Below are 24,487 nucleotides of genomic sequence, written 5' to 3'. Positions count from 1 at the left end.
CATTGCTGCGATTCAAGACTGTTCTAGATAATTGCCATTCATAACTCTTGCGCAGGCTTTTTATTCTCTGTCGATAGCGGTGTATGCTTAACACTAACGGGTAACGAACTTTGCTAACCGCAGTGGCCCGCCAACCTTATACAACAGGCCACCAAGCTAGAGGATGTCGCAATGAAATTGATCTCAGCCATTATCAAGCCGTTTAAGCTTGATGACGTACGCGAATCGCTCTCTGATATCGGCGTGCAGGGCATTACGGTAACGGAAGTAAAAGGCTTTGGCCGTCAGAAAGGCCATACAGAGCTGTACCGTGGTGCGGAGTATGTGGTGGACTTTCTGCCTAAGGTAAAGCTGGAAGTGGCAGTGGATGACGATATGGCCGAGCAGGTGATCGATGCTATTACCCAGGTTGCCAACACCGGAAAAATCGGTGACGGCAAAATCTTTGTGATGCCGCTAGAGCAGGTGATCCGTATCCGTACCGGCGAAACCGGTAAAGACGCGGTGTAGCTCAGGCTATGTGTAGCGACTAGGTTTGTAGAGACTAGGTTTGTAGCGACAAGGTTTTTAGCGACATTGTGTAGCTGCGAGAGACTTAGCTGTTTTAAGCAGCTGTCTTAAGTTACTAAAACCTTGAGTTACTAAAACGCCCCGCCAAACTAGCTGTTTAGCGGGGCGTTTCGTTACAAGAACTGAGGCGGAATTACTTTTCGACGAATGCTCGCTCAATCACGTAGTCGCCCGGCTCGCCCATGCGCGGGGAAATATTCAGGCCCAACTCGTCTAGCAGGGCGCTGGTATCATCCAGCATGGCAGGACTGCCGCAGATCATCGCACGGTCTTGGCGCGGGTCAATTGGCGGAAGGCCAGTGTCTTCAAACAGCTTGCCCGAACGGATATGGTCGGTCAGACGGCCCATGGTGTGGAATTCTTCGCGAGTAACGGTCGGGTAGTAAACCAATTTGGCGGCGATATCTTCGCCAAGGTATTCATGGGCAGGCAGCTCTTTAGTGATGAAGTCGGCGTAGGCCAGCTCAGATACTTCGCGGACACCGTGAACCAGCACTACTTTCTCATAGCGTTCGTAAACTTCAGGATCTTGAATCAGGCTCATAAACGGTGCCAAACCGGTGCCGGTGGAGAGCATGTAGAGATTACGGCCTGGCAGAAGGTCATCGCATACCAGTGTGCCCGTGGGCTTGCGGCTGACCATGATTTGATCACCCACTTTTAAGTGCTGTAAGCGTGACGTCAGCGGGCCATCGGGCACTTTGATGCTGAAGAATTCCAGATGATCTTCGTAGTTGGGGCTGGCGATGGAGTAGGCACGCATCAGCGGTTTGCCATTCACTTCTAGGCCGATCATCACAAACTGGCCATTTTTGAAGCGTAGTGAGCGTTCGCGAGTGGTGCGGAAGCTGAACAGGGTGTCGTTCCAGTGATGGACGCTGAGGACTTCTTCTAGGGCAAACTTGCTCATGCTGACTTCTCCAAGGGCAGAGTGGCCTAAGCCTCGTCCGCCATATTCTAAAAAAGAATAAAAGATAGCTGAATGTGATGCTGCTAATTCTAAATAAAGGGTGGTATATCTGTTAAGCGAATTATACTGATAACACTTATCTAAAAAATAGATAAGCACTCTTCTGGATACATGAGCTATTGCCATGCATTACACCTTGCGCCAGTTGGAAGTCTTTGTTGCCGTCGCTCAGCACGAAAGTGTTTCCCATGCGGCGCGTGCGCTTGCTATGTCGCAGTCCGCCACCAGCACGGCGCTGGCGGAGCTTGAGCGTCAGTTCGACTGCCAGCTGCTTGATCGGATGGGAAAGCGGTTGAAGCTTAATGCGCTAGGCTTTCAGCTACTGCCCAAAGCGGTTGCTTTGCTGGATAGGGCTGAAGAGGTGGAAGAGTTGCTGCGCGGCCAGCAGGGTGTAGGGACGCTGGATGTAGGGGCAACGCTGACCATTGGTAACTATTTAGCCACACTGCTGATTAGCGATTTTATGCAGCGCCACCCCGGCAGTCGTGTGCGTTTAGCTGTGCGTAACACGCGGCATATTATTGAGGGGGTGCGTCAGCATTCGCTTGATTTGGGGCTGATCGAAGGCCAGTGCGACGACGATATGATTATCAGCCAGCCTTGGGTGGAGGATGAGCTGTGCGTGTTTTGCTCGCCACGCCACCCACTGGCGGGGCGCGAGCACCTGGAGCTGGAGCAACTGCTGCGCGAAGACTGGATTATGCGTGAAGAGGGGTCTGGTACGCGTATGACCCTTGAACAGGCAGCGCGCCACCGGCGCAGCCGCTTTAATACGTTGCTGGAGCTTGAGCATACGGAAGGCATTAAACGGGCTGTGGAGTCAGGGCTAGGTATCGGGTGTGTGTCCAGGCTAGCGCTGCGAGATGCTTTCCGACGCGGTAGCTTGGTACCGCTGCCAACGCCGGAATTAGACTTAAAACGCCAGTTCACGTTTATTTGGCATCGCCACAAGTACCTCACCACCGGGGTGCGAGAGTTCCTGCGGCTTTGCCGAGAGATGACGGCGGGTGCCAAGCGCAGTGATGATATCCCGTTGCCACCGATTCCTTAGCCTCTGAATACGCTGGCAATGTTAGTACAATGTCAGCGTTAGTGCGATGTCAGCATTAGTACGATGTCAGCATTAGTACGATGTCAGCATTAGTACGATGTCAGCATTAGTACGATGTCAGCATTAGTATGATAACAACGTTGCCGGCGAGTTTAATGTCAGCGGAGCCGGCGGGTGTTGAGACAGTTTGAAGCTGCTGATCGTGACAGTTAAATGGTCAGCCTGCTCTTTCAACTGTTCGGCAGCCGTCGTGGACTCCTCCACCATAGCGGCGTTCTCTTGCGTCATGCGGTCAAGCTCGGCAACCGCGATGTTGACTTGTTTTATACCCTCGCTTTGTTCGCTGGTCGCAGCGTTGATCTCCTCCAAAACATCGGTAACACGGGTAATGTGCGCAACGATATCCTGCATAGTGACGCCTGCGTTTTGTACTAGCGCGGTGCCGTTATTAACCCTGGTTTGAGAGTCTTCAATTAGCTTTTGAATATCATTGGCTGCTTCACTACTGCGCCCAGCTAGCTTACGTACCTCGTCGGCCACTACCGCAAAACCACGACCATGCTCGCCAGCGCGGGCGGCCTCCACTGAGGCATTAAGGGCGAGAAGGTTGGTCTGGAACGAAATGCTGTTCATTAATGTGACAATTTCACCGATCTTATCGGAGGCGCGTGTGATGTCTTCCATCGTTGTGACGACATTGGCCACAACTTTGCCGCCTTCGTTGGCTACCTCAGTGGCGGTTTTAGAGAGTTTGTTGGCTTCCTGGGCCGAGGCGGCGGTGTGCTGAACGGTACTGGTGATCTCTTCAATGGAGGCAGAGGTTTGTTGAAGACTGGCGGCTGCGTTGTCAGTACGGCGTGATAGATCCTGCCCCCCCATCGCAATTTCGTTGGCCGCATGGTGCACCGATTCACTGCTGGTGCGTACATCCATCAATACGGCTTCCATTTTGCTCACAAAGCGGTTGAAGGCACCGCAAATCTGAGCCACTTCATCACGGCCCTGCTCTGGTAGCCGGCGGGTTAGGTCACCTTCACCACTGGCGATATCATCCAGGGCATCCCTGGCCCGCTCGAGGCCTGAGAAAGTATGCTTGAGCCATAGGCTTAATAGCAGGGCTGTGATGGCGATGATAGCTAGCAGTGTGATTAATGAGGACTTAATGATGGCGCGTAAGCCTGCAGTGGCTTCCTGTTCATCCAGCGCCACGCCGAGTTCCCAGTCAGTACCGGCAATAGGGGAGGTAGAAAGCCGCTTGGTATCACCGTCTACCTGAATGGACTCCCAGGCGTTACGAGTGGTGTTTAACTTTCCTATGGTGGCTGCTGTTAAGGCCGCACTAACCCGGCTTAGTGGCTTAAGGGTTAGCGCAGCGTCAGGATGTGCGATCAGCGTCTCGCCGCCGCTGCTCAGGAAGGCAAAACTGGATGGTGTTGGCTGAATAGCATTGACCTGGTTGACCAACTGGTCGATCACTACATCTCCGCCAATAACCCCATGTAGGCGCCCATTTCGTTTAACCGGTGTAGCAAAGGTAACTACCAAGCGGTTGCTGTTAGCGTCCACATAAGGCAATGAAATGATGGTTCCGTCCTGTTTTATGGCCGCTTGGTACCAGTCACGCTGGCGCGGGTCGTAATCATTACCCGGTATCCAGCCATCGGAAGAGAGATGTCTACCATTGGATTGACCGTAAAAGGCTGCCAGGAATCCGCCTGACTCTGCCAGTTGGACGAGGGGCGATAGCGGGTCATTATCAATCATGGGAGCACGCGCTGCTTCAAGCATAGCGGTGCGTGCGGCAACCCATTCTTCAATCGCCAGAGCGTTACCCTGTGCGACGGATGCCAGCTGCTGGACCACCTGCTGCTCATTGTGAGTCTGTAAGGTCAGATAACTGACCGAAGCGTTGATGGTCAGTGCTAGCGTGATCACCATCAGAGTGATCGTCAGGATGCGCAAGCGTAAGGACGACAGCATGAATAAAGTCTCGCTATTCAAGAAAAAATAAGGCCAGGGGTAGGCCACCTTGCATGTAATATCTGCAGGCATGCTATCGGCTTCGGTGGATGCGACTTTAGGAGTGTGTGCATACTTATCTAGGTGCGTAACGAAAGAAGTACAGATTTGATACGGTTAAGTTAATGTAGGAAACATAACGACACAGGGGCCTCATAGTGAGGCCCCTGTAGTTAAGGACGTAGTTAAGGACGTAGTTAAGGACGTAGTTAAGGACGTAGTTAAGGACGTAGTTAAGGACGTAGTTAAGGACGTAGTTAAGCAAGTGATTAAGAAAGTCGTTAAGAATATAGATGGGAGGTGATCCGCAAATCACCTCCGGGGGGCGTCGAGCCTCTCTGTAGGCCGCGTTGAATTAGGCAGTGCGCGTGGTGCCTCCTGTGTCGCTTCGCTCAATTTGAAGCCACCAACAAGCGCTGCCAACCTATCTGCTTGAGCATTAAGCTGCTCAGCTGCGGTTGTCGATTCTTCCACAAGTGCGGCATTCTGTTGAGTCATTTGGTCTAAGTCGGACACTGCGATACTGACTTGGCTAATGCCATCGCTTTGTTCTCGTGCTGCCGTGCTGATATCGCCAAGCATCTGCGTGATTCGGGTAACGCTATCCGCTAGCTCATGCATAGCGGTTTCGGCATCGCGAACCATTTGGGTGCCGCTTTCCACTTTCCCCGCTGACGTATCAATGCGCTGGCGAATATCTTTAGCTGCTTCGCTACTGCGCCCAGCCAGTTTGCGCACCTCATCAGCCACTACCGCGAAGCCTCGGCCGTGTTCGCCAGCTCGGGCGGCTTCTACCGAAGCATTCAGGGCAAGCAGATTGGTTTGAAAGGCAATGCCGTCAATCACGCTCACAATATTCTGAATTTCATCTGAATTTGAGCGAATTTCATCCATGGTCGACACTACCTGCTTGAAGGCACTATCGGTACGGGAGGCTAGTTGGGAAGCCGTTTGGGAAAGCCCGCTAGCTTCCTGAGAAGCTTGGGTAGTGTGTCCAACAGTACTGCTGATTTGCTCCATTGCAGTTGATGTCTGTTGCAGGCTAGCTGCTGCTTGGTCGGTGCGTCTTGAGAGGTTGTGGCCGCCTTGAGTGATCTCATTCGCTGCGCGGTTGACGGCTTCGCTACTGCAGCGTACATCCAGCAGAATCGTCTGAATTTTTTCAGCAAAGGCATTGAACTGCTCGGCCAAGGCGGCGCTTTCATCGCGGCCCATAACGGGTAAGCGTTGGGTAAGGTCGCCATTGCCAGTAGCGATCTCTTGCATCCGCGTAGCTAGCCGCTTTAACGGACGGGCGATCTGCCCTCCGATCCACCATAGTGCTATTACGCCCAGTGCGGCCAGTAGCAGGCCGACCAAGGTCATACCGAAGGTATTTTGTTGGCGCTGTTCGCTAAGCACACCCTGCAGATTATTTAACTCGGCCAGCGCAACTGCTTCAGGTAGTTGCAACATTAGCACCCAAGGCTGTGAGGTATTGCCAAGATGGAGGGGCAAGTAACGCTCTAACATGCCGTCACTCTTGCTGCTATACAAGCTACCCTGAGCAGTAGCTTGCTCAATGCCTGATAAGAGTGGGTTACTTAGCACGTCTCTGGCGGGCTCGCCAAGACCGCTTTTTTTGGCGGTGTCCGCCACCAGAATTCCATGTCCCGCGACCAGCACCATGCGGCCTGCACCGTTGTACAGTGCTTGGTTGGCATCGCTCAGCAGCGTTTGGATGAAGTCGACAGAGAGATCGATCCCGGCCACACCTCGAAACTCACCATCTACCAGGATAGGGGCATTAAAAGAGGTAACTAGCTGAGTGACACCGCCAAAATCGTAAGCTGCAGGGTCAATAATGCAGGGCGCTAACGTCTCTCGCGGACACATATAATACTCTGCTTGGCGTATACCATTGGGAAGAAGTGTGTCGTCTTCGACGTCACCTAACAGATCTAGCGATAGTGAGCCATCGTCGTTGCGAAACCACCAGGGCATAAAGCGACCATCGCTATTATTACCGTAGCGCTCGTTGTTAGCGTAGCGGGCGTCGTTAGTAAACGCATTAGGTTCCCAGCCAATATAGACATCTATAAGGTCTGGGTTATCAGCGAGAGTTTGGCGTACCAGATTCGATAGCTGACGGCGGCTTAGAAATAGTGCACGTTGCCCCTCGCTATCTTGCATCCCCATTAGCGCATTGGTAGTTGCAAGCTGGTGGGCAAGTGTCATGGCTTTATCCAATTCACGCTGAATACGCCCACCCTCCGCATCGGCAATGGCGTTTAAGCGGGCATCAAGTGCACTTTCCATTAGCTCTTGGGTGTGTTCACTCACCGTTTGCTGAGTGCGTGCGGCGGCGATTAAGTTATACACCACCAGCGCGATCACAATGGCGAGTAGGCAGGGCCCAGCCAAGGCCAAGACAAAAGAGCGTAACGAGCGAAAGTGCATGGGGTAATGCCTCAGTAGATAGGACTAAGTATGTCTGCCAGATGCTTGATAGGACACGTGTAGGGCAGGCGTGGCGGCGTGGGAAAGTTTAAAACTACTGATGGTGCCCGAGAGGTGCTCAGCCTGTTCTTTCAAGTGTTCGGCGGCAGTGGTGGACTCTTCTACCATGGCGGCGTTTTCCTGGGTCATACGGTCCAGTTCAGCCACTGCGATATTGACCTGCTTGATGCCATCACTCTGCTCACTGGTGGCGGAGTTGATTTCCTCCAGTACATCGGTGACGCGTGTGATATGGGCGACGATGTCTTGCATGGTGGCGCCAGCGTTTTGTACTAGGGTGGTGCCGTTATTAACTTTGCTTTGCGAATCTTCAATCAGTTTTTGTATATCGTTGGCGGCTTCGCTGCTGCGTCCAGCCAGTTTGCGTACTTCATCGGCTACCACGGCAAAGCCACGGCCGTGTTCGCCTGCCCTAGCAGCTTCTACCGAGGCGTTAAGGGCGAGTAAATTGGTCTGAAAGGCAATGCTGTTCATCAGCGTGACAATTTCGCCAATTTTATTGGAAGCTTGGGAAATATCTTCCATTGTGGTGACTACATTGGCCACTACCTGTCCCCCCTCTTTAGCCACTTTTGAGGCGCTATGGGAGAGTTTATTCGCCTCCTGGGCCGAGGCAGCGGTGTGCTGTACCGTACTAGTGATCTGTTCCACTGAGGCGGATGTTTGCTGCAGGCTTGAGGCAGCATTATCGGTACGGCGTGACAAATCCTGACCACCCATGGCGATTTCGTTAGCAGCGTGGTGAACCGACTCGCTGCTGGAGCGTACATCGATTAATACGCTTTCCATTTTGCCGACAAAACGGTTGAAGGCACTGGCTATGTGGCTGACTTCATCGTTGCCCTCTTCCGGTAGGCGCTGGGTTAAATCGCCCTCACCGGTAGCAATGTTATCCATGGCATTGCGTACTCCTAGCAAGCGGCGCAGCAGCAGTGACAGCAGCATGCCAAACACTATGGCGGTAATGGCGGCTACGATCAGCAGGGTAATAATCGAGGTAGTCGCAATAGCGCGCAGACCAGCAGTAGCTTCGTGCTCATCCAGTGCAACAACTAACCGCCAGCCGGTGCTGCCTCCAACGGTACTGCCCATCAATAGCTTGCTGCTGTCTTGCAGTGAAAGTGCTTGGGGTTCATTGGCTTGTACTATCTGAGCTAGATGTTCGTTGGTGAGCTCGTTGCTTAAAACGGTGGCAGGCTCTAGGGTCAGTGCGGCGTTTGGATGTGCGACCAGAGTGCCATTTTCCGTGGTTAAAAAGCCAAAGCTGGAGGGGGTTGGAGCAATGCTGGATACGATATCGATGACGTCACCGACAGTGATATCGGCGCCTATAACGGCGGCAAGCTGCCCATTACGATAGAAAGGACGGGCGAAAGTGACAATTAACCCACCCGTCTGTGCGTCGACGTAGGGGGCCGTAATAATCGTATCTTGTGCATTAGCTGCGCCCTGATACCAAGGGCGTTGCCGTGGGTCGTAATCACCGGGTGGTTGCCACCCATCAGAAAAGACAGCGTCTGATGTGGAAGGGTAAGCGATATAGGCGGTCATAAAACTGCCTGAATCGGATAGCTGGCGCAGTGCTGAGAGCGGTGTTTCACTATCTACTGCATCTTCCATGCTGGCAAGCATTGTATAGCGGGCATTAAACCACTCATTAATTGCCTGAGTATTACCATCTACTACAGCGCTTAAGTTGCGGCTAACCTGTAGAGCATTGTGGTGCTTAACCGTGGTGTAGCTGGCAATACCGTTAACGATCAGAGCAAGGGTGATGGCCGTGAGTGCAGCGAGTAAGATTCGTGCGCGAAGGGAGGAAAACATGGTCGCTCTCAAGATTGGCTGGGTACCAAATTTCTATCGGCGAGAGCGACCGCTACTTTAATGTGAAATGATAATGCAGCGTTGATTCGTTTAACGTAAATCGCTGACTGCGTTTTGGATATCTGCCATTGGTGCTTTGCTTAGGTCTTTAGATAGCGTGTGAATAACCAGCTTATGGGTAGGGTTATCAAGTTTTTCACGCAAAAGCCCTAAAAATTTCGGTGGTGCCACCATAATCAGCTTTTCCATGCTGTTTTCTACCCGGGCGGTATAAAGACGTTGGGCCACCTCTTTAGCAAATAGCTCATTTTCATGCCGGGAGGCAGCGCCCTCTTCACCTGACGAACGTGACGTAGTGGACATAGACTCATGTACATCGGCACCGCGACGATCGGTAATCAAATCCCCCTCATGCAGCCGACCTTCTGCGTGTATCAAGCTCTCTTTCTCTACAAGGTTAAGCGCATCGCGGGTAAAAATACGTGCGCGGGCAGCATCGGCAACCACGATATAGGTTGTCATCGTCATACGTCCTCCATGTCGTTAGTTACTCTTTAACCATGGCAAGCGTTTGACCATTGGTCAAACGCTTACGGCGGGTTATAGCACCTTGCTGCGCAGCAGGCTGGTAATAGCTTCACCAACTAGCACCAATGCGATAATTGCTATCAGAATGGTGGCAACCGTTGGCCAGGCAAAGGTATCGATGGCTCCTTGCAGAATCACACCGATTCCCCCTGCACCTACCAACCCTAACACTGTGGATTCGCGAATGTTAATGTCCCAACGCAAAATCACGATGGCAAAAAAGGCTGGCATAACCTGAGGCACAATCGCGTAGACAATCACCTTGGCTTTTGATGCGCCGCTGGCTTCCATAGCTTCCACAGGTTTGCGGTCAATCTCTTCAATTGCCTCGCCCATTAACTTGCCAATAAAGCCGATGGAGCGGAACACAATCGCCAAAATCCCAGCCAGTACACCTGGGCCAAAAATAGCTACGAACAGCAGTGCCCAGATAATCGTATTGACCGAACGGCTCGAGACCAAAATAAAGCGCCCCAGCCACAGACAGGCGCGGTTAGGCGTAGTGTTTTGGGCGGCAATATAGGCGACGGGAAGCGCTAAAAAGATAGTTAAAAATGTGGCTAAGGTAGCGATATGCACCGTTTCCAGCAGCGCATTGAAAATGTTGTTAAGCCCTGCCGGGCTAGGGGGCCACATGCGGGCGCCCAAGCTCGAAATTTGGTTGGGGGCATCCCAAACCCACGGCCAAAAGATATCAATATCGCGAACTGCCCAAACTACCACCATTAGAGTAGCGAGCAGTATGCCGTAGCGAATCAGCCGTGTTTTACGGTCGTAGCGCTGCCAAATCCGGTCGGCAAGTTGCTGTGCGTGATCTACCATATTTTTTTCCTCACCCAGCCGCTAATGCCTTCACTGAGCAAAATAACCGCGATAATGATCAATAAAATGGCAAAGGCGAAGTCGTAATCGTAGCGTCCAAACGCGTTCATTAGCGTGCCGCCAATACCGCCGGCGCCGACAATGCCTACCACCGCAGAGGCACGTAGGTTGCTATCCAGCTGATACATGGAAAGGCCCACTTGGCGCGGCAGGATTTGCGGGAAAACCGCATAAAACAGCGTGGCTAAATAGCCAGCCCCGGTTGCACGCATCGCTTCAACCTGGCCCCAATCGATCTCCTCAATCTCTTCGGCTAGTAGTTTGCCCACAAAGCCAATGGAGTAGAGAGTGAGCGTCAAAATACCCGCTAGTGGGCCAAAACCGACCGCCGCTACGAATAAAATGGCCACAATCACCGGATGAAAGCTGCGCGAAATAATGATCACCGAGCGGCCGATTAAGTAGATCGGCATAGGTGCAATATTACGCGCTGCCATCACCGCAAAGGGAATAGAGAGCAATACACCCAAAAGCGTTGCCAGAATGGCGATTTGGAAACTCTCTTTAAATCCGGTGAGTAGTAGGCCAAAGCGCTCAAAGCTTGGCGGAAAGCCACCACTGAAGATTCGCGCTGCCCGTGGAATACCTTCGGATATACGCGCCCAGTTAAACGGTAACGAGCCGAACGCCCACACCAGATAAACCACTGCAACAATGATAATGCCGTAGCGAACCAATGGGTTGGCAATAAAAGGTGGTTTTTTCCAGGTGCGTGGCACGCTGGGCTGGGGGTCAGGCGGAGTCATGGCGAGCTACCTCCGCAGAGCTATACGGCTGCTCGGAAACCGTTTCATCCGGTGCTTCAATACCACCATAAATGGCATCGAGAGCCTCTTTATTGAAATCGGCGGGTAGGCCATCGAAAATCATCTTGCCGTGACGCAGGCCAACAATCCGTTCGGTATAGGTTTTTGCCTGGGCCACATTATGGATGTTAATTAGCACCGGTAGCGAAAGCTCGCTGGCAAGGCTCTGGAGTAGCATCATGATTTGTTCGGAGGTGCGGGGGTCTAGTGAGGCCGTCGGTTCATCGGCCAGCAGTACTTCAGGCTCTTGCATCAGAGCTCGCACTACACCCACTCGCTGGCGTTCGCCACCAGACAGCTCGTCGGCGCGCTTATTGGCGTAATGAGCGATCCCGACGCGCTCCATCAGGCTAAAGGCGCGCTCAATATCGGTTTGAGGGTAGCGGCGAGTGATGGCTTGGTAGAGGTTGACGTAGCCAAGCCGCCCAGCCAAGACGTTTTCCATCACGGTTAGTCGGTCAAGCAAGTTAAAACCCTGAAACACCATGCCTATTTTGCGTCGAGCGCGACGCAACTCAGCACCCTTCAGATTAACCAGCTCGGTGCCATTGAGTTTTATCGAGCCTGAGGTAGGCTCTACCAAGCGGTTGATACAGCGCAGCATGGTGCTTTTACCAGCACCTGATGCACCTACGATAGAAACAACGCTGTTGCCTTCTACCTTGAGATCAAGGCCTTTCAGCACTGCCTCGCTCTGGCCATAGCGTTTGACCAAGTTATTAATTTCCAGCATGTGTTCGCTTCCATCGATAGACGAAAAGTCGCGCCGCAGTGCGCGGCGCGGGCACGGGTTACTCTAAGTTTTCCCGCGTATAGCGCACGCCATTAGCGGCTTGGATGGTGCGAATCACCTGCCAGTTATCCTGGTAGTTGATAGGAATGAATTTCTCGACCCCCTCGAACTCATTGCCAAGCTCGGTACCGACAAAGTCGAAGGTAAAGAAAGCTTCTTCGATTTTCTCAACCAAGTCTGGGTGAAGGTTATGGGCGTAGTTATAAGATGTGGTGGGGAAACGGTCTGACTCATAAATTAGCCTGACATCTTCCTCATCGTAGAGACCGCGCGCCGCCATACGTTCGACAACTTCAGAGGCAACTGGCGCTGCATCGTAGTCTCGCGCTACTACGCCGAGCATGGATTGGTCGTGGCTACCGGAGTAGACCACTTCATAATCCTCTTCGGGCGTAATACCCAGTTCAGGTAGTAAGGCACGAGGAGCCAAGTTGCCGGAGTTAGAGGTAGGTGATGTATGGGCTACCCGTTTACCCTTAAGGTCTTCAAGGCTTTCAATTCCGGAGTCCACATGGGTGAACATCTGCAGGGTGTAACCGAACTGACCGTCGTCAGAGCCCATCAATGCGAAGGGCACCGCCCCCGCTAGATTAACGGCAAACGGCGTTGGGCCGGTGGAGAATCCGGCAATATGCAGGCGTCCACTGCGCATTGCTTCCACCTGCGCAGCGTTGGACTGAACGGCGAAAAAGCGCACATTGCGCTCGGTGACTTCAGATAAATGGTCGATAAAGGGCTGCCATATATCAGTATAAATGGCAGGATCTTCTACGGGGGTGTAGGCAAAGATAAGCGTGCTTGGGTTTGCCCACTGGGACTCGTCACTAGGCCGGTCGGCGACCATATCGCCATCTTCGTCACAGTAGATAGTATCAAGGTCGCCGCGCTCGCAATTGGCAAGCGCTTGGGTAGAGAACAGGGCGAAGGGCAGTAGCGATGCAGCCGTCAGCATGGCAAGCGGGCGCTTACTAAAACATGATGTTGTCATGAGAAACCTCTAAGAACGTTATTTTTATAGTTTCCGACCACTGCGCAGCACTAAATGAGTGTTAGTGGCACCACTAGAGCGTTTCGCAAATGGACATTTAAGGAGTTAAATGTTTATTTTTCGAAAACGAACACCTTCAATCTAGGGTTTATGACAAACTTATGTCAAATATTTTCCATACCGCCTCATACCATTGGCGAAACCGCTATTTATTAATGCGCCACGGTCACAGTCAGGCCAATGAGCAAGGCTTAATTATTAGCTCGCCTGAACGCGGGCTTAGCGCTTTTGGGCTTTCTGCACAGGGAGAACAGCAACTGCTGGATGTGGTGAAGGACTGGCAGTGGGCAATCCCGACGCGGTTGGTGCACTCGGATTTTTTGCGTACGACTCAAACCGCAGAAAGAGTCGCCAGTGCTTTCGGCTTAGCACTGGAGAAAGAGGAACGCCTGCGTGAGCGTTACTTTGGCGAATTAGATGGGCAAGCGGATCGCCACTACCCTGATATATGGGAACTAGATGCTCAGGATGCTACCCATCAGCAGCACCGGGTGGAGTCGGCCAGCAGCGTGGCAACGCGGATGCGTGCAGTGATTGAGGAGCTGGAGCAGCAGTGTGAAGGCGAAACGGTGCTGGTGGTTAGCCACGGCGACCCGCTGCAGATACTGCTCACCGCCTTGGCAAATAAACCCTTAAGCCTCCACCGTGAGCAGCCTGCTCTGCTGCCTGCCAGCATAACGGCGCTCGGTAGTTAGTTGATGCAAACCATCGTTGGGAGGCAGTCACGCAGCTAATTGTTGCCTTCTGCAGGTGGGATCCAGGCGATCATGTCGACTTCCACATCGGCACCGCCAGCAAGGCCTGTGACGCCAATGCAGGTGCGGGTGGGTAGTGGCTGGGGGAAGTAGCTGGCGTAAACCTTATTGACCTCTTCGAAGTGGCCCATATTGGTAATAAATACCCGGGACTGAACCACATACTCGAAGGCGCTGCCAACTTCTTCCAACACAATCGCTAGGTTCTGCATCACTCGGTGAGTTTGCTCGGTGAAGGTGCCCAAGAGCATTTCATTGGTTTCCGGCACCGTTGGCATTTGTCCTGTGATGAATACCAGATCGCCAACTCGGCAGGCGTGAGAAAAGGGGGCAATAGGCTGAGGGGCGCGGTCAATAAACAGCTTTTCAATCATTCGGTTATCCTTTTTTGAGCTGTTGTTAATAACGCGTTTCTAACGCCTTTGAAGCATTATGGGCCTCAAGCGAGGCCCATAATTAACTACTTATCAACAGCTGCTTTGGCGTTGTGGCTGTGGATTAATGCCCAAGAATCTGGCTTAAGAACAGCTGAGTACGTTCGGACTGCGGGTTGTTAAAGAAGGGTTCTGGGGCGTTCTCTTCAATGATTTGCCCTTGGTCCATAAAAATCACGCGGTCGGCCACCGTCTTTGCGAAACCCATTTCATGGGTAACGCAGAGCATGGTCATACCTTCTTTGGCTAGCTCAACCATTACGTCCAACACCTCCTTGATCATTTCAGGATCAAGGGCGGAGGTTGGCTCATCGAACAGCATCACATCGGGGTGCATACACAGCGAGCGGGCAATGGCGACACGCTGTTGTTGGCCCCCTGAGAGCTGGCCAGGATACTTTTTAGCCTGCTCGGCAATACGTACCCTTTCCAGGTAGCGCATGGCCTCCTCTTCGGCCTCTTTGCGTGGTTTTTTCTGCACCCACATCGGCGCGATACAGCAGTTTTCCAGCACGGTTAAGTGAGGGAACAGGTTGAAATGCTGGAATACCATACCCACGCTACGGCGAATCTGTTCAATACGCTTGACGTCCTGGGTCAGTGGTATCCCCCCCACAACGATGTCACCCTGCTGGTGCTCTTCTAAATGGTTGATACAACGAATCATTGTAGATTTGCCCGAGCCTGACGGCCCGCAAATAACGATACGCTCGCCGCGCTTAACTTCCAGGTCGATATCCCGTAGCACGTGAAAATCGCCGTACCATTTGTTAACGCCGCGCATTTCAACCATCAGGTCAGAAGTACTAGTGCCAGAGATGTTGGTGGCTGCTTGAGTCATGTCGTCATCCTGCTAAAAATCGTTAATAAAAGCGGCGTTAGCGCTTATGGCCGGTGTGCAGCTTGCGTTCTAAATATTGGCTGTAGCGCGACATGCTGAAACAGAAGATCCAGAACATGAAGGCGGCAAATACGTAGCCCTCCAACGAGAAGCCTAGCCAGCGAGAGTCGGACAGTGCCGCTTGTACGATGCCCAGTAGGTCAAACAATCCAATAATCATCACCAGAGTGGTGTCTTTAAATAGCGAGATGAAGGTATTAACAATACCGGGAATCATCATCTTCAATGCCTGAGGTAACACGATCAGCCCCATGCGTTTCCAATAGGTCATCCCAAGGGCTGCAGCGGCCTCTTCTTGCCCCTTCGGTATGGCCTGCAACCCTCCGCGGATCACTTCGGCCATATAGGCACTTTGGAACAGTGTCAGGCCGATAAGCGCACGTACTAAGCGGTCAACGCTGATCCCTGAGGGCAAAAATAGAGGCAGCATTACCGAGGCCATAAACAGCACGGTAATGAGTGGCACGCCCCGCCAGAACTCGATGAATACCACGCAAAAGCTTTTAACGATGGGCATGTTGGAACGTCGGCCCAAGGCCAGCACAATGCCAATCGGGAGAGCCCCCACCATACCCACAGTGGCGAGCAGCAGGGTCAGCATTAAACCGCCCCAGCGGTGCGTTGGTACGCGAGGCAGGTCAAAGTAGCCGCCATGCAGCAGCACGTAGGCCACGACAGGGAAGCCCACTAAGGCAAATACCGCTACCCAGCGTTTAAAGGGTAGGCGAGGTATTGCCAGCCAAGCAATCAGGGTAAAGAAGCCCGCAAATACGATGTTGGCGCGCCAGATTTCTGTGCGCGGGTAGAGGCCATAAATAAACTGAGTAAAGCGAGCGTTAACAAATACCCAGCAGGCGCCCTCCCGGGAGCAGTCGTCGCGGGTTGTGCCTACCCAATTGGCGTTGATAAATGCCCACTGCACGGTGGGCACCACCAATAGATACAATATATACAAGCCAATTAGCGTAAAGATCGTATTAATCGGGCCGTTGAACAGATTGCCGCGCAGCCAGGCAACTGGCCCCACCGAACTACTGGGGGCTGGCCGCTGTTCGATTATCGTTTGGTTATGAATCATCTGTGTTTCCTCGCCATCGGCCTAGCGTTCAACCAGCGCCACACGGGCGTTGAACCAGTTCATAAACATGGACACCAGCAGGCTGATGGTCAGATAAACCGCCATGGTCATTGCGATAACTTCGATGGCTTGGCCGGTCTGATTCAGCGTGGTGCCAGCAAACACCGAGACAAGGTCGGGATAACCAATGGCGGTGGCTAGCGATGAGTTCTTGATTAAGTTCAGGTATTGACTGGTAAGCGGGGGAATAATGACACGCAGCGCCTGTGGTATGACCACCAAGCGTAGTACTAAATTACGCGGTAGGCTGAGGGCCTGGGCGGCCTCGGTTTGTCCGTGGGAAATGGCTTGGATACCTGAGCGTACAATTTCAGCGATAAACGACGCGGTATAAATCGATAGCGCTAGCCATAGAGCAAGAAACTCAGGAATCACCGTTATACCACCGCGGAAGTTAAAACCACGTAGCTCCGGTACATCCCAGGTGATTGGCACGCCAGTGGCAAACATCACCAGCAGCGGTAAACCAAAAATGAGCGCAAATGAAATCCAGTAGGCCGGCAGGCGTTTACCGGTGGCTTCATGGCGGCGCCTGTTCCATATAACCAACGCAATGCTGGCGATGATGGCAACGATAAACGTTGCAGGGATTAAGCCAAAGCCCGATTCGAATAGAGGTTCAGGTAGGTAGAGCCCACGCACGTTTAAGAAAATAACTTCGCCAAAGGCTAAGCTGTCACGGGCACTGGGTAGAGTGCGTAGCACTGCGTAGTACCAAAAGAAAATTTGTAGCAGCAGCGGAATATTACGAAAGGTTTCGATATAGGCAGTAGCAAGGCGAGCCAGTAGCCAGTTGGGCGATAGGCGGGCAATGCCGACGATAAACCCAATAAAAGTGGCGGCAACGACCCCTAGGCCACCCACCAATAGCGTATTCAATAGGCCAACCAAAAAAGTGCGGCCATAGGTGCTTTGAGAAGAGTAGTCGATCAAACTCTGTACTATTCCAAAGCCTGCGGTGTTGCCTAGGAAACCAAACCCGGTGGTAATTCCGCGTGCGGATAAGTTGTCTTGAGTGTTGCCGACGATGTAGAGCAAAAAGGCAGCAACAGCAGCCACTAGAAGCAATTGGAAAATAAGTGCACGTTTTGCACGATCCCGCCAGAAAGGCGGCTTTTGGCCAACTGGGCGAGTGTTGGGGCTTACGGACATGGGTAGCGTCTCCGCGATACGGCAGGTCAATCAGATGGCCCGCCTATACTCTTGAAACCTATGCCCTTGAATAGGCAACGGAAAAGAGCGGCGGGCCAGGGTCAAGCGAGACGCTTAGCGAATCGGCGGTGCGTACTGGAAGCCACCTTGGTTCCAAAGGGCGTTAACGCCACGTTCGATTTCCAGGGGGGAATCCATACCTACGTTGCGCTCAAAGCTTTCGCCATAGTTACCTACTTGGCTAAGGATGTTGTAAGCCCAATCAGCCTCTAGGCCCATGCCTTCGCCATAGTTGCCGTCTTGGCCAAGCAGGCGAGCAACATCAGGGTTATCAGAGTCGCGCATTTCTTCAGCATTTTCGCTGGTCACACCGTACTCTTCACCGTTAAGCATTGCGAACAGCGACCACTTAACAATATTGAACCACTGATCATCTCCTTGGCGAACAACAGGACCCAGCGGCTCTTTAGAGATAACGTCAGGCAGAATCATCGCGGCAGACGGGTCGTCTAACTGAATACGTAGTGCGGCCAACTGAGAGGTGTCTGAAGTGAGAACGTCACAACGGCCAGCTTGGAAGCCGCCCACGGTCTGTTCAGAGGTATCGAAAACAATGGGGTCAAACTCCATGCCGTTAGCACGGAAGTAGTCAGCTAGGTTTAGCTCCGTCGTTGTGCCTGATTGGATACAGATCGCGGCGCCGTCTAACTCAGACGCACTGGAAATACCTAAATCTGTGGAAACCATGAAGCCTTGGCCGTCGTAAAAGTTAACGCCGGTGAAATTTAAGCCCAGGGTGGTGTCGCGGGTGGTGGTCCAAGTGGTGTTACGTGAAAGGATATCGACTTCACCAGACTGAAGGGCGGTGAAACGCTCAACAGCATTCAACGAGATATAGTTAACCGCATCCGCATCGCCAAGTACTGCGGCCGCTACGGCACGACATACATCTACGTCGAGACCTTGCCATTCACCACTATCGTCAGGAGCGGAAAAGCCTGGCAAGCCATCACTTACACCACACTGCACAGCACCGCGGGAACGCGTGTCATCCAGCGTGCTGGCGTGAGCAGTCGCGACACCAGCAACGGTAATAACACCAGCTGATGCAAGCAGTACCAAGTGTTTCTTGTTAAGCATGGTAGTTCCCCTTCCTCGATTTAATGTCGTTATGCATGCAGGTGCATGACACTAAAAGCTAGCAAGGAAGATGCCAGAAAGGATATGCAGTAAGATTCAGCGCTTTTCAACGCAAAAGAGGCGAGTGCCTACCAAAGTTGTGGTGCAAGAAAGTGCATTAGCGGCTATCACAAGCACTATTTTGGTGCGCTGCCGCTAATGCATAGACGTAACTATTTGATAGGCCTTATAAAAAAGGCTAGCGAATCGGTGGTGCGTACTGAATGCCGCCGTCATTCCAAAGGCCGTTTAAACCACGTGCAATGTTAAACTCTGATCCAGCGCCCACATTGCGATCATACATATCGGCATAGTTGCCTACTTGTTTGACGATTTGGTACGCCCAGTCGGCCTCAATGCCCATGGCTTCGCCAAAATTACCGTCTTTCCCCAGCAGGCGCATCACATCGGGATCTTCTGATTCGCGCTGTTCGTCCACATTCTCCTGGCTAACGCCCAGCTCTTCAGCGTTGAGCATGGCAAAGAGTGACCACTTCACGATGTTAAACCACTGATCATCGCCTTGGCGTACAGCGGGGCCAAGCGGTTCTTTCGAGATGATTTCCGGTAGCACTACTGCCATATCTGGGTCGGAAAGTTGCATGCGTTGGGCATACAGCTGGGAAGCATCCGAGCTTAGTACGTCACAACGGCCCGCTTCGAAGCCGGCAATCGACTGTTCAGGAGCATCAAACACCACCGGGTCATAGGTCATGCCATTGACACGGAAGTAATCGGAAAGGTTAAGCTCGCTGGTGGTGCCTGATTGGGTGCAAACCGCTGCGCCATCCAGCTCTTTGGCGCTCTGTACGCCAAGGTCGCTAGCCACCATGAAAGCTTGGCCATCGTAATAGCTGACACCGGTAAAGTGCATCCCAAGCGTGGTATCGCGGCTCGATGTCCAGGTAGTGGTACGGGATAGTACATCGACTTCGCCAGACTGCAGTGCGGTAAAGCGCTCCACGGAATCCAGGGGTACGAAATCTACTTTTGTCGCATCCCCCAGAGCAGCCGCAGCTATCGCCCTGCACACGTCAGTATCAAGCCCCCTGTACTGGTCATCATCATCCAGCGATGAGAAACCGGGTTGAGCAGCGTTAACCCCACAGCGAACGCTATCGCGGTTTTGCACGGTTTCCAATGTGCTGGCCATGGCCACTGTAGGTACCAATATGCTTAGCCCTAATCCCAACCAACGAACGTTTTTCATTTTTATTCCTTAACGTGAGTAGCGAAACTAACCTAAAAGCACAAAAAAGGCCGAGCAGTGCCCGGCCTTCGCTGATGGCAACTTCGCGCTTAACTTACGCGAAGGCTTTACGAATAAAAGGCGGCAGCGCTAGTGCACCACGGTGGGCATCTGCTGTGTAGTACTGTAGCGGCATTTCGTGGTTGGCGGCAGCCTGTTCGCGAAAGCTTTCCACATTGGTGTTTTTGCCTGCCAGGGTCACACTCCACCAGCCAGAAGGGTAGACCGGCTGCGGGAAAGGTAGGGTGGCAACGCTATCAAAGCCTGCTTCACACATATCGTTGCGCAATTCGCGAATAATCGAACCGCTGTGGTAGAGCGGCGATTCGCTCTGTTGAACCATCACACCGCCATTTTTTAGAATGCGGTGGCAGCGCTTCAAGAAATCGGTTTTAAATAACCCTTCAGCGGGGCCAACTGGGTCAGTGGAGTCGATAATCAGCACATCGATACTCTCATCCGGCGCATCGTCTACCCATTTTACGCCGTCGGCAAACAGTAGTTCCGCACGTGGGTCGCCGTTGGCTTCCACTAGAGCGGGGAAGAAGCGCTCAGCGGCCTTGGTAACCTCTTCATCGATATCGATTTGAGTGACCTTTTCAACGCCTGGATGGCGCAGTACCTCTTTGAGCGTACCACAGTCGCCGCCACCAATAATCACCACCCGTTTGGGGTCTTGATGGGTGAACAGGACTGGGTGGGCAATCATCTCATGATAGAGAAAATTGTCGCGATCGGTCAGCATCACGCAGCCATCCAGCACCATTAGGTTGCCGTAGGTTTCGGTGGCATACACTTCCAGGTGTTGATAAGGGCTTTGTACATCCAGCAGTTTTTCAGAGACTTTCAGCGAGAAAGCACTGCCGTGACTATCAAAGACCTCGGTAAACCACTGGTCGTCGCGTAATTCGCTCATTGCTTTGCTCCTGAGCATTGGCCGCTCGTTTGGGTCGTGATGCCCTGATGATACTGAGGGCTTAAATCGTGCAGCGCCTCCATAAAGGCGGTGACATTATCGGGGTTAGTGAATTGGCTGATGCCGTGGCCAAGATTAAACACATGGCCAGGGCCATGGCCGTAGCTTTCCAGCACCCGCGCTACTTCTGCACGAATCGCAGAAGGCCGTGCAAACAGCACGTTGGGATCAAGGTTGCCTTGCAGAGCCACTTTATGGCCGACCCGCGCGCGGGCATCGGAAAGCTCGGTGGACCAGTCGATACCTAATGCGTCAGCACCGGCGCAGGCGATATGCTCAAGCCACTGACCACCGTTTTTGGTAAACAGAATCACCGGTACGCGGCGCCCGTCATGCTCGCGGATTAGCCCAGAGACAATCTGCTCCATATAGCGTAGCGAGAACTCAAGGTAGGCCGGTGTCGAAAGCGCGCCACCCCAGGTATCAAAAATCTGTACCGCCTGCGCGCCCGCACGAATTTGGGCGTTAAGGTAGTCGGTCACCGCGTGGGCCAGGATGTCCAGCAACTGGTGCATGGTGTCTGGCGTATCGTAAAGCATGGTTTTCAGGTGGCGGAAATCCTTACTGGATCCGCCTTCCACCATGTAGGTAGCCAGCGTCCAGGGGCTGCCTGAAAAACCAATCAGCGGTACGCGGCCATTAAGCTCGCGGCGGATAGTTGATACTGCCCGCATGACGTAATCAAGATCGCGTTCTGCATCGGGTACGCTCAGCGCGGCCACTTCTTGCGGCGTACGCACAGTTTTTTTGAATTTCGGGCCTTCGCCGGTTTCAAAATAGAGTCCTAACCCCATCGCGTCAGGGATCGTCAAGATATCCGAGAACAGAATAGCGGCGTCAAGCGGGTAGCGTTCTAAGGGCTGTAGGGTGACTTCGCAGGCCAAGTCATGGTTGCGGCACAGGTCCATGAAGCTACCGGCATCTGCCCGGCTGGCGCGGTATTCCGGCAGGTAGCGACCGGCTTGACGCATCATCCACACCGGAGTGCGGTCAACTGGCTGGCGTGCCAGCGCGCGAAGAAAACGATCGTTTTGCAAAGGTGTGGTGGTCATAGACACTTGCTCTTGAGAAATTTGCCCACATTGTAAGGTAGCCATTGTACTTGAAGATAGAACGCATCGCGGCGTCATCCTTGGCTAAAATCGTCGTGTTCGATCAAATTTTATCCGCATTCCATACCGACACGATACCGTGAGGCGGCAGCCGCTTCCTGGTAAACTATATGATCACTTTGCCAACACTGGTGTGGTTAACTGGTTTGGTTAATCAGCGAGGTAACCTGTGACCATCCGCTTCATTGCTGCTTCTCAGCTGCCCACTCCCTGGGCCACATTCACTATGCATGGTTTCGAAGACGAGGCCACGGGTAAAGACCATATTGCGCTAACGCTCGGTGACGTGAGTGGCGGGGAGCCGGTTTTAGGGCGCGTGCACTCTGAGTGTTTAACCGGTGATGCGTTGTTCTCTATGCGCTGTGACTGTGGTTATCAGTTGCAAGAAGCACTCAAACGCATCGCTGAAGAAGGGCGCGGCGTACTGTTCTACTTGCGCCAAGAGGGGCGCGGGATTGGCCTATTAAACAAGATTCGTGCTTATCACTTGCAAGATCAAGGTGCGGATACGGTCGAGGCCAACGAACAGCTTGGCTTTGGCGCTGACATGCGCCGTTACGATCTCTGCGTGCCAATGCTCAACCACCTGGGGATCACCGCCCTCAAGCTGATGACGAATAACCCGCGCAAGGTCGATGCCTTAACCCGCGACGGGGTGAATGTGGCCGAGCGTCTGCCGATCACCACTGGTTTGAACCCGCACAACGAACACTACCTCTCGACGAAAGCTGGCAAGCTTGGCCACATGATGGCTTTGGAGGATTTTAAACATGCCAGCGATGTGGATATTGAGCGCAAGAGCTAGAGTGCTTTGCTCTACATATCGAAATGCTAGTGTTGCTGTGTACGACGGTTTGTAACACCGAGCTTTCGCAAGGCTTGTACTAAATGCTTTGTAGCCGTTCTTGGGCTTCGGTCCAGGATCTGGCCAATATCTTCCAAGCCCCGATGGTGAACAGTCATCGGCTTGGCATCCCCCTGTTTTAAAGCTTTCGTTTTGATACCTCGCGAACCTTACTCCACGAGTCTTTTCCCAAAAACTTTCTCCCCAAACCTTTTCTAATAAGCCTTTTCTCACAAACCTTCCCTCACAAACCTTCTCTCGCAAACCCTGTTAGGAGATAGTTACCAAGGCGAATTAGCTTATAACTGACCGAGTAACTACGCTACATAGTGGGATGTGGGAGGCTAGTGGGAGATGAGAGGCCGCTTCCCATAAAAACGATGACTCGACGTTACGTTTGAGAGGTAGGTGTCATGGCTGAAACGATCATCAAAATCGACCTTAACCAGTCCCCCTATGAGAATGAACAGATCCATAATCGCTGGCATCCTGATATCCCCATGGCCAGTATGGTGAAGCCCGGCGACGACTTTATTATTGAGTGTCATGATTGGACAGGCGGGCAGATCCATAATAATGATAACGCGGACGATGTACGCGACGTTGACTTAACACAGGTGCATTTTTTATCTGGCCCCGTAGGGGTTGAGGGAGCAGAGCCTGGCGATTTGCTGGTTGTCGATATTCTTGATATTGGTACCTTTAAAGAGAGTCAGTGGGGATTTAACGGTTTCTTTTCCAAGCAGAATGGCGGTGGTTTTCTCACCGAGCACTTCCCAGAAGCACAAAAGTCGATTTGGGACTTTAATGGCATGTTCACCAAATCCCGGCATATTCCTGGTGTGGAGTTTGCTGGTCTGATCCATCCCGGTTTGATTGGCTGCCTACCCTCTAAAGAGATGCTGGATGAATGGAATCGGCGAGAAAAAGAACTCTATGATACCGAGCCTGATCGTATCCCCCAATTAGCCGCATTGCCCTATGCTGATACAGCCCATATGGGGAAATTAACGGGTACAGCCAAGCAGAAAGCAGCGGCTGAAGGTGCCCGGACAGTGCCGCCCCGAGAACATGGGGGAAACTGTGACATCAAAGACTTATCACGAGGATCGACGATTTATTTCCCCGTTTACGTTAAGGATGGGGGGTTATCGGTAGGCGATTTGCACTTTAGCCAAGGTGATGGGGAGATAACGTTTTGTGGCGCCATTGAGATGGCCGGTTGGATCCACTTGCGGGTTAACCTGATCAAAGGCGGCATGGATAAGTACGCCATCAAAAATCCTATTTTTAAACCAAGCCCTATTACGCCTAAATACGATGATTATCTAATTTTTGAAGGAGTATCCGTAGACGAAAAAGGCAAGCAGCACTACTTGGACGTGCATGTGGCTTACCGTCAGGCGGTTCTCAATGCTATCGAGTATCTCAAAAAATTTGGTTATACCGGCGCTCAGGCTTACTCGCTGCTAGGGTGCGCGCCCGTACAGGGCCACATTAGCGGTGTTGTAGATATTCCCAATGCTTGCGCAACGCTTTGGCTACCAACGGATATTTTTGAGATTGACGTGAAGCCAAATGCCAATGGACCCGGCGCCCAGGTCGCTCAGGGAACTGACCTACCGCTCTCCAAGGACAAGCCTTGAGCCGTAATTGCGTCGAGATCGGCAGTGATATTTCAACATCACTGCCGGTTT

The 24,487-nt window shown here is 52.5% G+C and carries 22 protein-coding genes; 5 read left to right on the top strand and 17 right to left on the bottom strand.

Features of this window, described 5'->3' with window-relative positions; genetic code table 11:
* The first annotated feature begins 171 nt into the window (after window positions 1–171).
* Window positions 172–510: a P-II family nitrogen regulator gene (gene glnK, locus CPA45_RS08580; protein WP_009098335.1), complete on the top strand. Its 339-nt coding sequence runs from the start codon at window positions 172–174 to the stop codon at window positions 508–510.
* A gap of 193 nt (window positions 511–703) precedes the next feature.
* Here the strand turns inward: glnK and CPA45_RS08575 are convergent, their stop codons facing one another.
* A complete protein-coding gene (locus CPA45_RS08575; protein ID WP_096651208.1) occupies window positions 704–1,480 on the bottom strand; it encodes a ferredoxin--NADP reductase in 777 nt (258 codons plus the stop codon).
* A gap of 184 nt (window positions 1,481–1,664) precedes the next feature.
* Between CPA45_RS08575 and CPA45_RS08570 the strand changes: the two genes are divergently transcribed.
* Window positions 1,665–2,591, top strand: coding sequence for a LysR family transcriptional regulator (locus tag CPA45_RS08570; RefSeq protein WP_096651137.1), 927 nt, complete (start codon window positions 1,665–1,667; stop codon window positions 2,589–2,591).
* 123 nt (window positions 2,592–2,714) lie between these two features.
* On the opposite strand, the gene CPA45_RS08565 is transcribed toward CPA45_RS08570, so the two are convergent.
* From CPA45_RS08565 to phnD, 8 genes are all read right to left on the bottom strand, one after another.
* Complete coding sequence (locus CPA45_RS08565; RefSeq protein WP_096651207.1) at window positions 2,715–4,571, bottom strand: methyl-accepting chemotaxis protein; 1,857 nt, start codon at window positions 4,569–4,571, stop codon at window positions 2,715–2,717.
* Window positions 4,572–4,922: 351 nt separating this feature from the next.
* On the bottom strand, window positions 4,923–7,049 hold the full coding sequence (locus tag CPA45_RS08560) for a methyl-accepting chemotaxis protein (RefSeq protein ID WP_096651136.1): 2,127 nt from the start codon (window positions 7,047–7,049) through the stop codon (window positions 4,923–4,925).
* A gap of 24 nt (window positions 7,050–7,073) precedes the next feature.
* Complete coding sequence (locus CPA45_RS08555; RefSeq protein ID WP_096651135.1) at window positions 7,074–8,933, bottom strand: methyl-accepting chemotaxis protein; 1,860 nt, start codon at window positions 8,931–8,933, stop codon at window positions 7,074–7,076.
* Between the two features lie 90 nt (window positions 8,934–9,023).
* Window positions 9,024–9,455 carry a host attachment protein gene (locus tag CPA45_RS08550; RefSeq protein ID WP_078090380.1) on the bottom strand — a complete coding sequence of 144 codons (432 nt, stop codon included), beginning with the start codon at window positions 9,453–9,455 and terminating at the stop codon, window positions 9,024–9,026.
* A gap of 78 nt (window positions 9,456–9,533) precedes the next feature.
* Window positions 9,534–10,343 (bottom strand): phosphonate ABC transporter, permease protein PhnE, encoded by an 810-nt coding sequence (phnE, locus tag CPA45_RS08545; RefSeq protein ID WP_096651134.1) that lies wholly within the window; start codon window positions 10,341–10,343, stop codon window positions 9,534–9,536.
* A complete protein-coding gene (phnE, locus tag CPA45_RS08540; RefSeq protein ID WP_096651133.1) occupies window positions 10,337–11,149 on the bottom strand; it encodes a phosphonate ABC transporter, permease protein PhnE in 813 nt (270 codons plus the stop codon). Before phnE (CPA45_RS08540) ends, phnE (CPA45_RS08545) begins: the two co-directional genes overlap by 7 nt.
* Window positions 11,136–11,942, bottom strand: a complete 807-nt coding sequence (gene phnC / locus CPA45_RS08535) for a phosphonate ABC transporter ATP-binding protein (protein WP_078089447.1) — start codon at window positions 11,940–11,942, stop codon at window positions 11,136–11,138. Before phnC ends, phnE (CPA45_RS08540) begins: the two co-directional genes overlap by 14 nt.
* A gap of 58 nt (window positions 11,943–12,000) precedes the next feature.
* On the bottom strand, window positions 12,001–12,990 hold the full coding sequence (gene phnD, locus CPA45_RS08530) for a phosphate/phosphite/phosphonate ABC transporter substrate-binding protein (RefSeq protein ID WP_096651132.1): 990 nt from the start codon (window positions 12,988–12,990) through the stop codon (window positions 12,001–12,003).
* A gap of 161 nt (window positions 12,991–13,151) precedes the next feature.
* On the opposite strand from phnD, the gene CPA45_RS08525 reads away from it, so the two are divergent.
* Window positions 13,152–13,745: a histidine phosphatase family protein gene (locus CPA45_RS08525; RefSeq protein ID WP_096651131.1), complete on the top strand. Its 594-nt coding sequence runs from the start codon at window positions 13,152–13,154 to the stop codon at window positions 13,743–13,745.
* A gap of 35 nt (window positions 13,746–13,780) precedes the next feature.
* Here CPA45_RS08525 and CPA45_RS08520 read toward each other — a convergent pair whose 3' ends face one another.
* The 8 genes from CPA45_RS08520 to hemE form a co-directional block, all read right to left on the bottom strand.
* A complete protein-coding gene (locus CPA45_RS08520; protein ID WP_078089444.1) occupies window positions 13,781–14,179 on the bottom strand; it encodes a RidA family protein in 399 nt (132 codons plus the stop codon).
* Window positions 14,180–14,303: 124 nt separating this feature from the next.
* Window positions 14,304–15,032, bottom strand: a complete 729-nt coding sequence (locus CPA45_RS08515) for an amino acid ABC transporter ATP-binding protein (RefSeq protein ID WP_078090379.1) — start codon at window positions 15,030–15,032, stop codon at window positions 14,304–14,306.
* 85 nt (window positions 15,033–15,117) lie between these two features.
* Complete coding sequence (locus CPA45_RS08510) at window positions 15,118–16,218, bottom strand: amino acid ABC transporter permease (protein ID WP_096651130.1); 1,101 nt, start codon at window positions 16,216–16,218, stop codon at window positions 15,118–15,120.
* 21 nt (window positions 16,219–16,239) lie between these two features.
* Window positions 16,240–17,430 carry an amino acid ABC transporter permease gene (locus CPA45_RS08505; RefSeq protein ID WP_096651129.1) on the bottom strand — a complete coding sequence of 397 codons (1,191 nt, stop codon included), beginning with the start codon at window positions 17,428–17,430 and terminating at the stop codon, window positions 16,240–16,242.
* Window positions 17,431–17,544: 114 nt separating this feature from the next.
* Window positions 17,545–18,570 carry an amino acid ABC transporter substrate-binding protein gene (locus tag CPA45_RS08500; protein ID WP_096651128.1) on the bottom strand — a complete coding sequence of 342 codons (1,026 nt, stop codon included), beginning with the start codon at window positions 18,568–18,570 and terminating at the stop codon, window positions 17,545–17,547.
* 238 nt (window positions 18,571–18,808) lie between these two features.
* Complete coding sequence (locus CPA45_RS08495) at window positions 18,809–19,819, bottom strand: amino acid ABC transporter substrate-binding protein (RefSeq protein ID WP_096651127.1); 1,011 nt, start codon at window positions 19,817–19,819, stop codon at window positions 18,809–18,811.
* A gap of 94 nt (window positions 19,820–19,913) precedes the next feature.
* Window positions 19,914–20,774 (bottom strand): polyamine aminopropyltransferase, encoded by an 861-nt coding sequence (speE, locus tag CPA45_RS08490; RefSeq protein WP_096651126.1) that lies wholly within the window; start codon window positions 20,772–20,774, stop codon window positions 19,914–19,916.
* Entirely contained in the window at window positions 20,771–21,886 is a 1,116-nt protein-coding gene (gene hemE, locus CPA45_RS08485) for a uroporphyrinogen decarboxylase (RefSeq protein ID WP_096651125.1), read from the bottom strand. Before hemE ends, speE begins: the two co-directional genes overlap by 4 nt.
* Before the next feature lie 229 nt (window positions 21,887–22,115).
* Between hemE and ribA the strand changes: the two genes are divergently transcribed.
* Together ribA and fmdA are read left to right on the top strand one after the other, a co-directional pair.
* On the top strand, window positions 22,116–22,751 hold the full coding sequence (gene ribA / locus CPA45_RS08480; protein ID WP_078089436.1) for a GTP cyclohydrolase II: 636 nt from the start codon (window positions 22,116–22,118) through the stop codon (window positions 22,749–22,751).
* A gap of 452 nt (window positions 22,752–23,203) precedes the next feature.
* A complete protein-coding gene (gene fmdA, locus CPA45_RS08475; RefSeq protein WP_096651124.1) occupies window positions 23,204–24,436 on the top strand; it encodes a formamidase in 1,233 nt (410 codons plus the stop codon).
* Window positions 24,437–24,487 lie beyond the last annotated feature (51 nt).

The sequence above is a fragment of the Vreelandella nigrificans genome (assembly GCF_002374315.1).
Classification (GTDB): domain Bacteria; phylum Pseudomonadota; class Gammaproteobacteria; order Pseudomonadales; family Halomonadaceae; genus Vreelandella; species Vreelandella nigrificans.
This window is presented reverse-complemented; position numbering and strand designations above follow the sequence as displayed.

Coding starts and splice junctions, on each gene's coding strand:
- phnE (WP_096651133.1), bottom strand. CDS start 11,149: ATGACTCCGCCTGACCCCCAGCCCAGCGTGCCACGCACCTGGAAAAAA.
- CPA45_RS08515 (WP_078090379.1), bottom strand. CDS start 15,032: ATGGTTGAAATGCGCGGCGTTAACAAATGGTACGGCGATTTTCACGTG.
- CPA45_RS08510 (WP_096651130.1), bottom strand. CDS start 16,218: ATGATTCATAACCAAACGATAATCGAACAGCGGCCAGCCCCCAGTAGT.
- CPA45_RS08500 (WP_096651128.1), bottom strand. CDS start 18,570: ATGCTTAACAAGAAACACTTGGTACTGCTTGCATCAGCTGGTGTTATT.
- CPA45_RS08560 (WP_096651136.1), bottom strand. CDS start 7,049: ATGCACTTTCGCTCGTTACGCTCTTTTGTCTTGGCCTTGGCTGGGCCC.
- CPA45_RS08565 (WP_096651207.1), bottom strand. CDS start 4,571: ATGCTGTCGTCCTTACGCTTGCGCATCCTGACGATCACTCTGATGGTG.
- CPA45_RS08520 (WP_078089444.1), bottom strand. CDS start 14,179: ATGATTGAAAAGCTGTTTATTGACCGCGCCCCTCAGCCTATTGCCCCC.
- glnK (WP_009098335.1), top strand. CDS start 172: ATGAAATTGATCTCAGCCATTATCAAGCCGTTTAAGCTTGATGACGTA.
- phnE (WP_096651134.1), bottom strand. CDS start 10,343: ATGGTAGATCACGCACAGCAACTTGCCGACCGGATTTGGCAGCGCTAC.
- fmdA (WP_096651124.1), top strand. CDS start 23,204: ATGGCTGAAACGATCATCAAAATCGACCTTAACCAGTCCCCCTATGAG.
- phnD (WP_096651132.1), bottom strand. CDS start 12,990: ATGACAACATCATGTTTTAGTAAGCGCCCGCTTGCCATGCTGACGGCT.
- CPA45_RS08570 (WP_096651137.1), top strand. CDS start 1,665: ATGCATTACACCTTGCGCCAGTTGGAAGTCTTTGTTGCCGTCGCTCAG.
- CPA45_RS08495 (WP_096651127.1), bottom strand. CDS start 19,819: ATGAAAAACGTTCGTTGGTTGGGATTAGGGCTAAGCATATTGGTACCT.
- phnC (WP_078089447.1), bottom strand. CDS start 11,942: ATGCTGGAAATTAATAACTTGGTCAAACGCTATGGCCAGAGCGAGGCA.
- CPA45_RS08550 (WP_078090380.1), bottom strand. CDS start 9,455: ATGACAACCTATATCGTGGTTGCCGATGCTGCCCGCGCACGTATTTTT.
- CPA45_RS08505 (WP_096651129.1), bottom strand. CDS start 17,430: ATGTCCGTAAGCCCCAACACTCGCCCAGTTGGCCAAAAGCCGCCTTTC.
- CPA45_RS08575 (WP_096651208.1), bottom strand. CDS start 1,480: ATGAGCAAGTTTGCCCTAGAAGAAGTCCTCAGCGTCCATCACTGGAAC.
- speE (WP_096651126.1), bottom strand. CDS start 20,774: ATGAGCGAATTACGCGACGACCAGTGGTTTACCGAGGTCTTTGATAGT.
- hemE (WP_096651125.1), bottom strand. CDS start 21,886: ATGACCACCACACCTTTGCAAAACGATCGTTTTCTTCGCGCGCTGGCA.
- CPA45_RS08525 (WP_096651131.1), top strand. CDS start 13,152: ATGTCAAATATTTTCCATACCGCCTCATACCATTGGCGAAACCGCTAT.
- CPA45_RS08555 (WP_096651135.1), bottom strand. CDS start 8,933: ATGTTTTCCTCCCTTCGCGCACGAATCTTACTCGCTGCACTCACGGCC.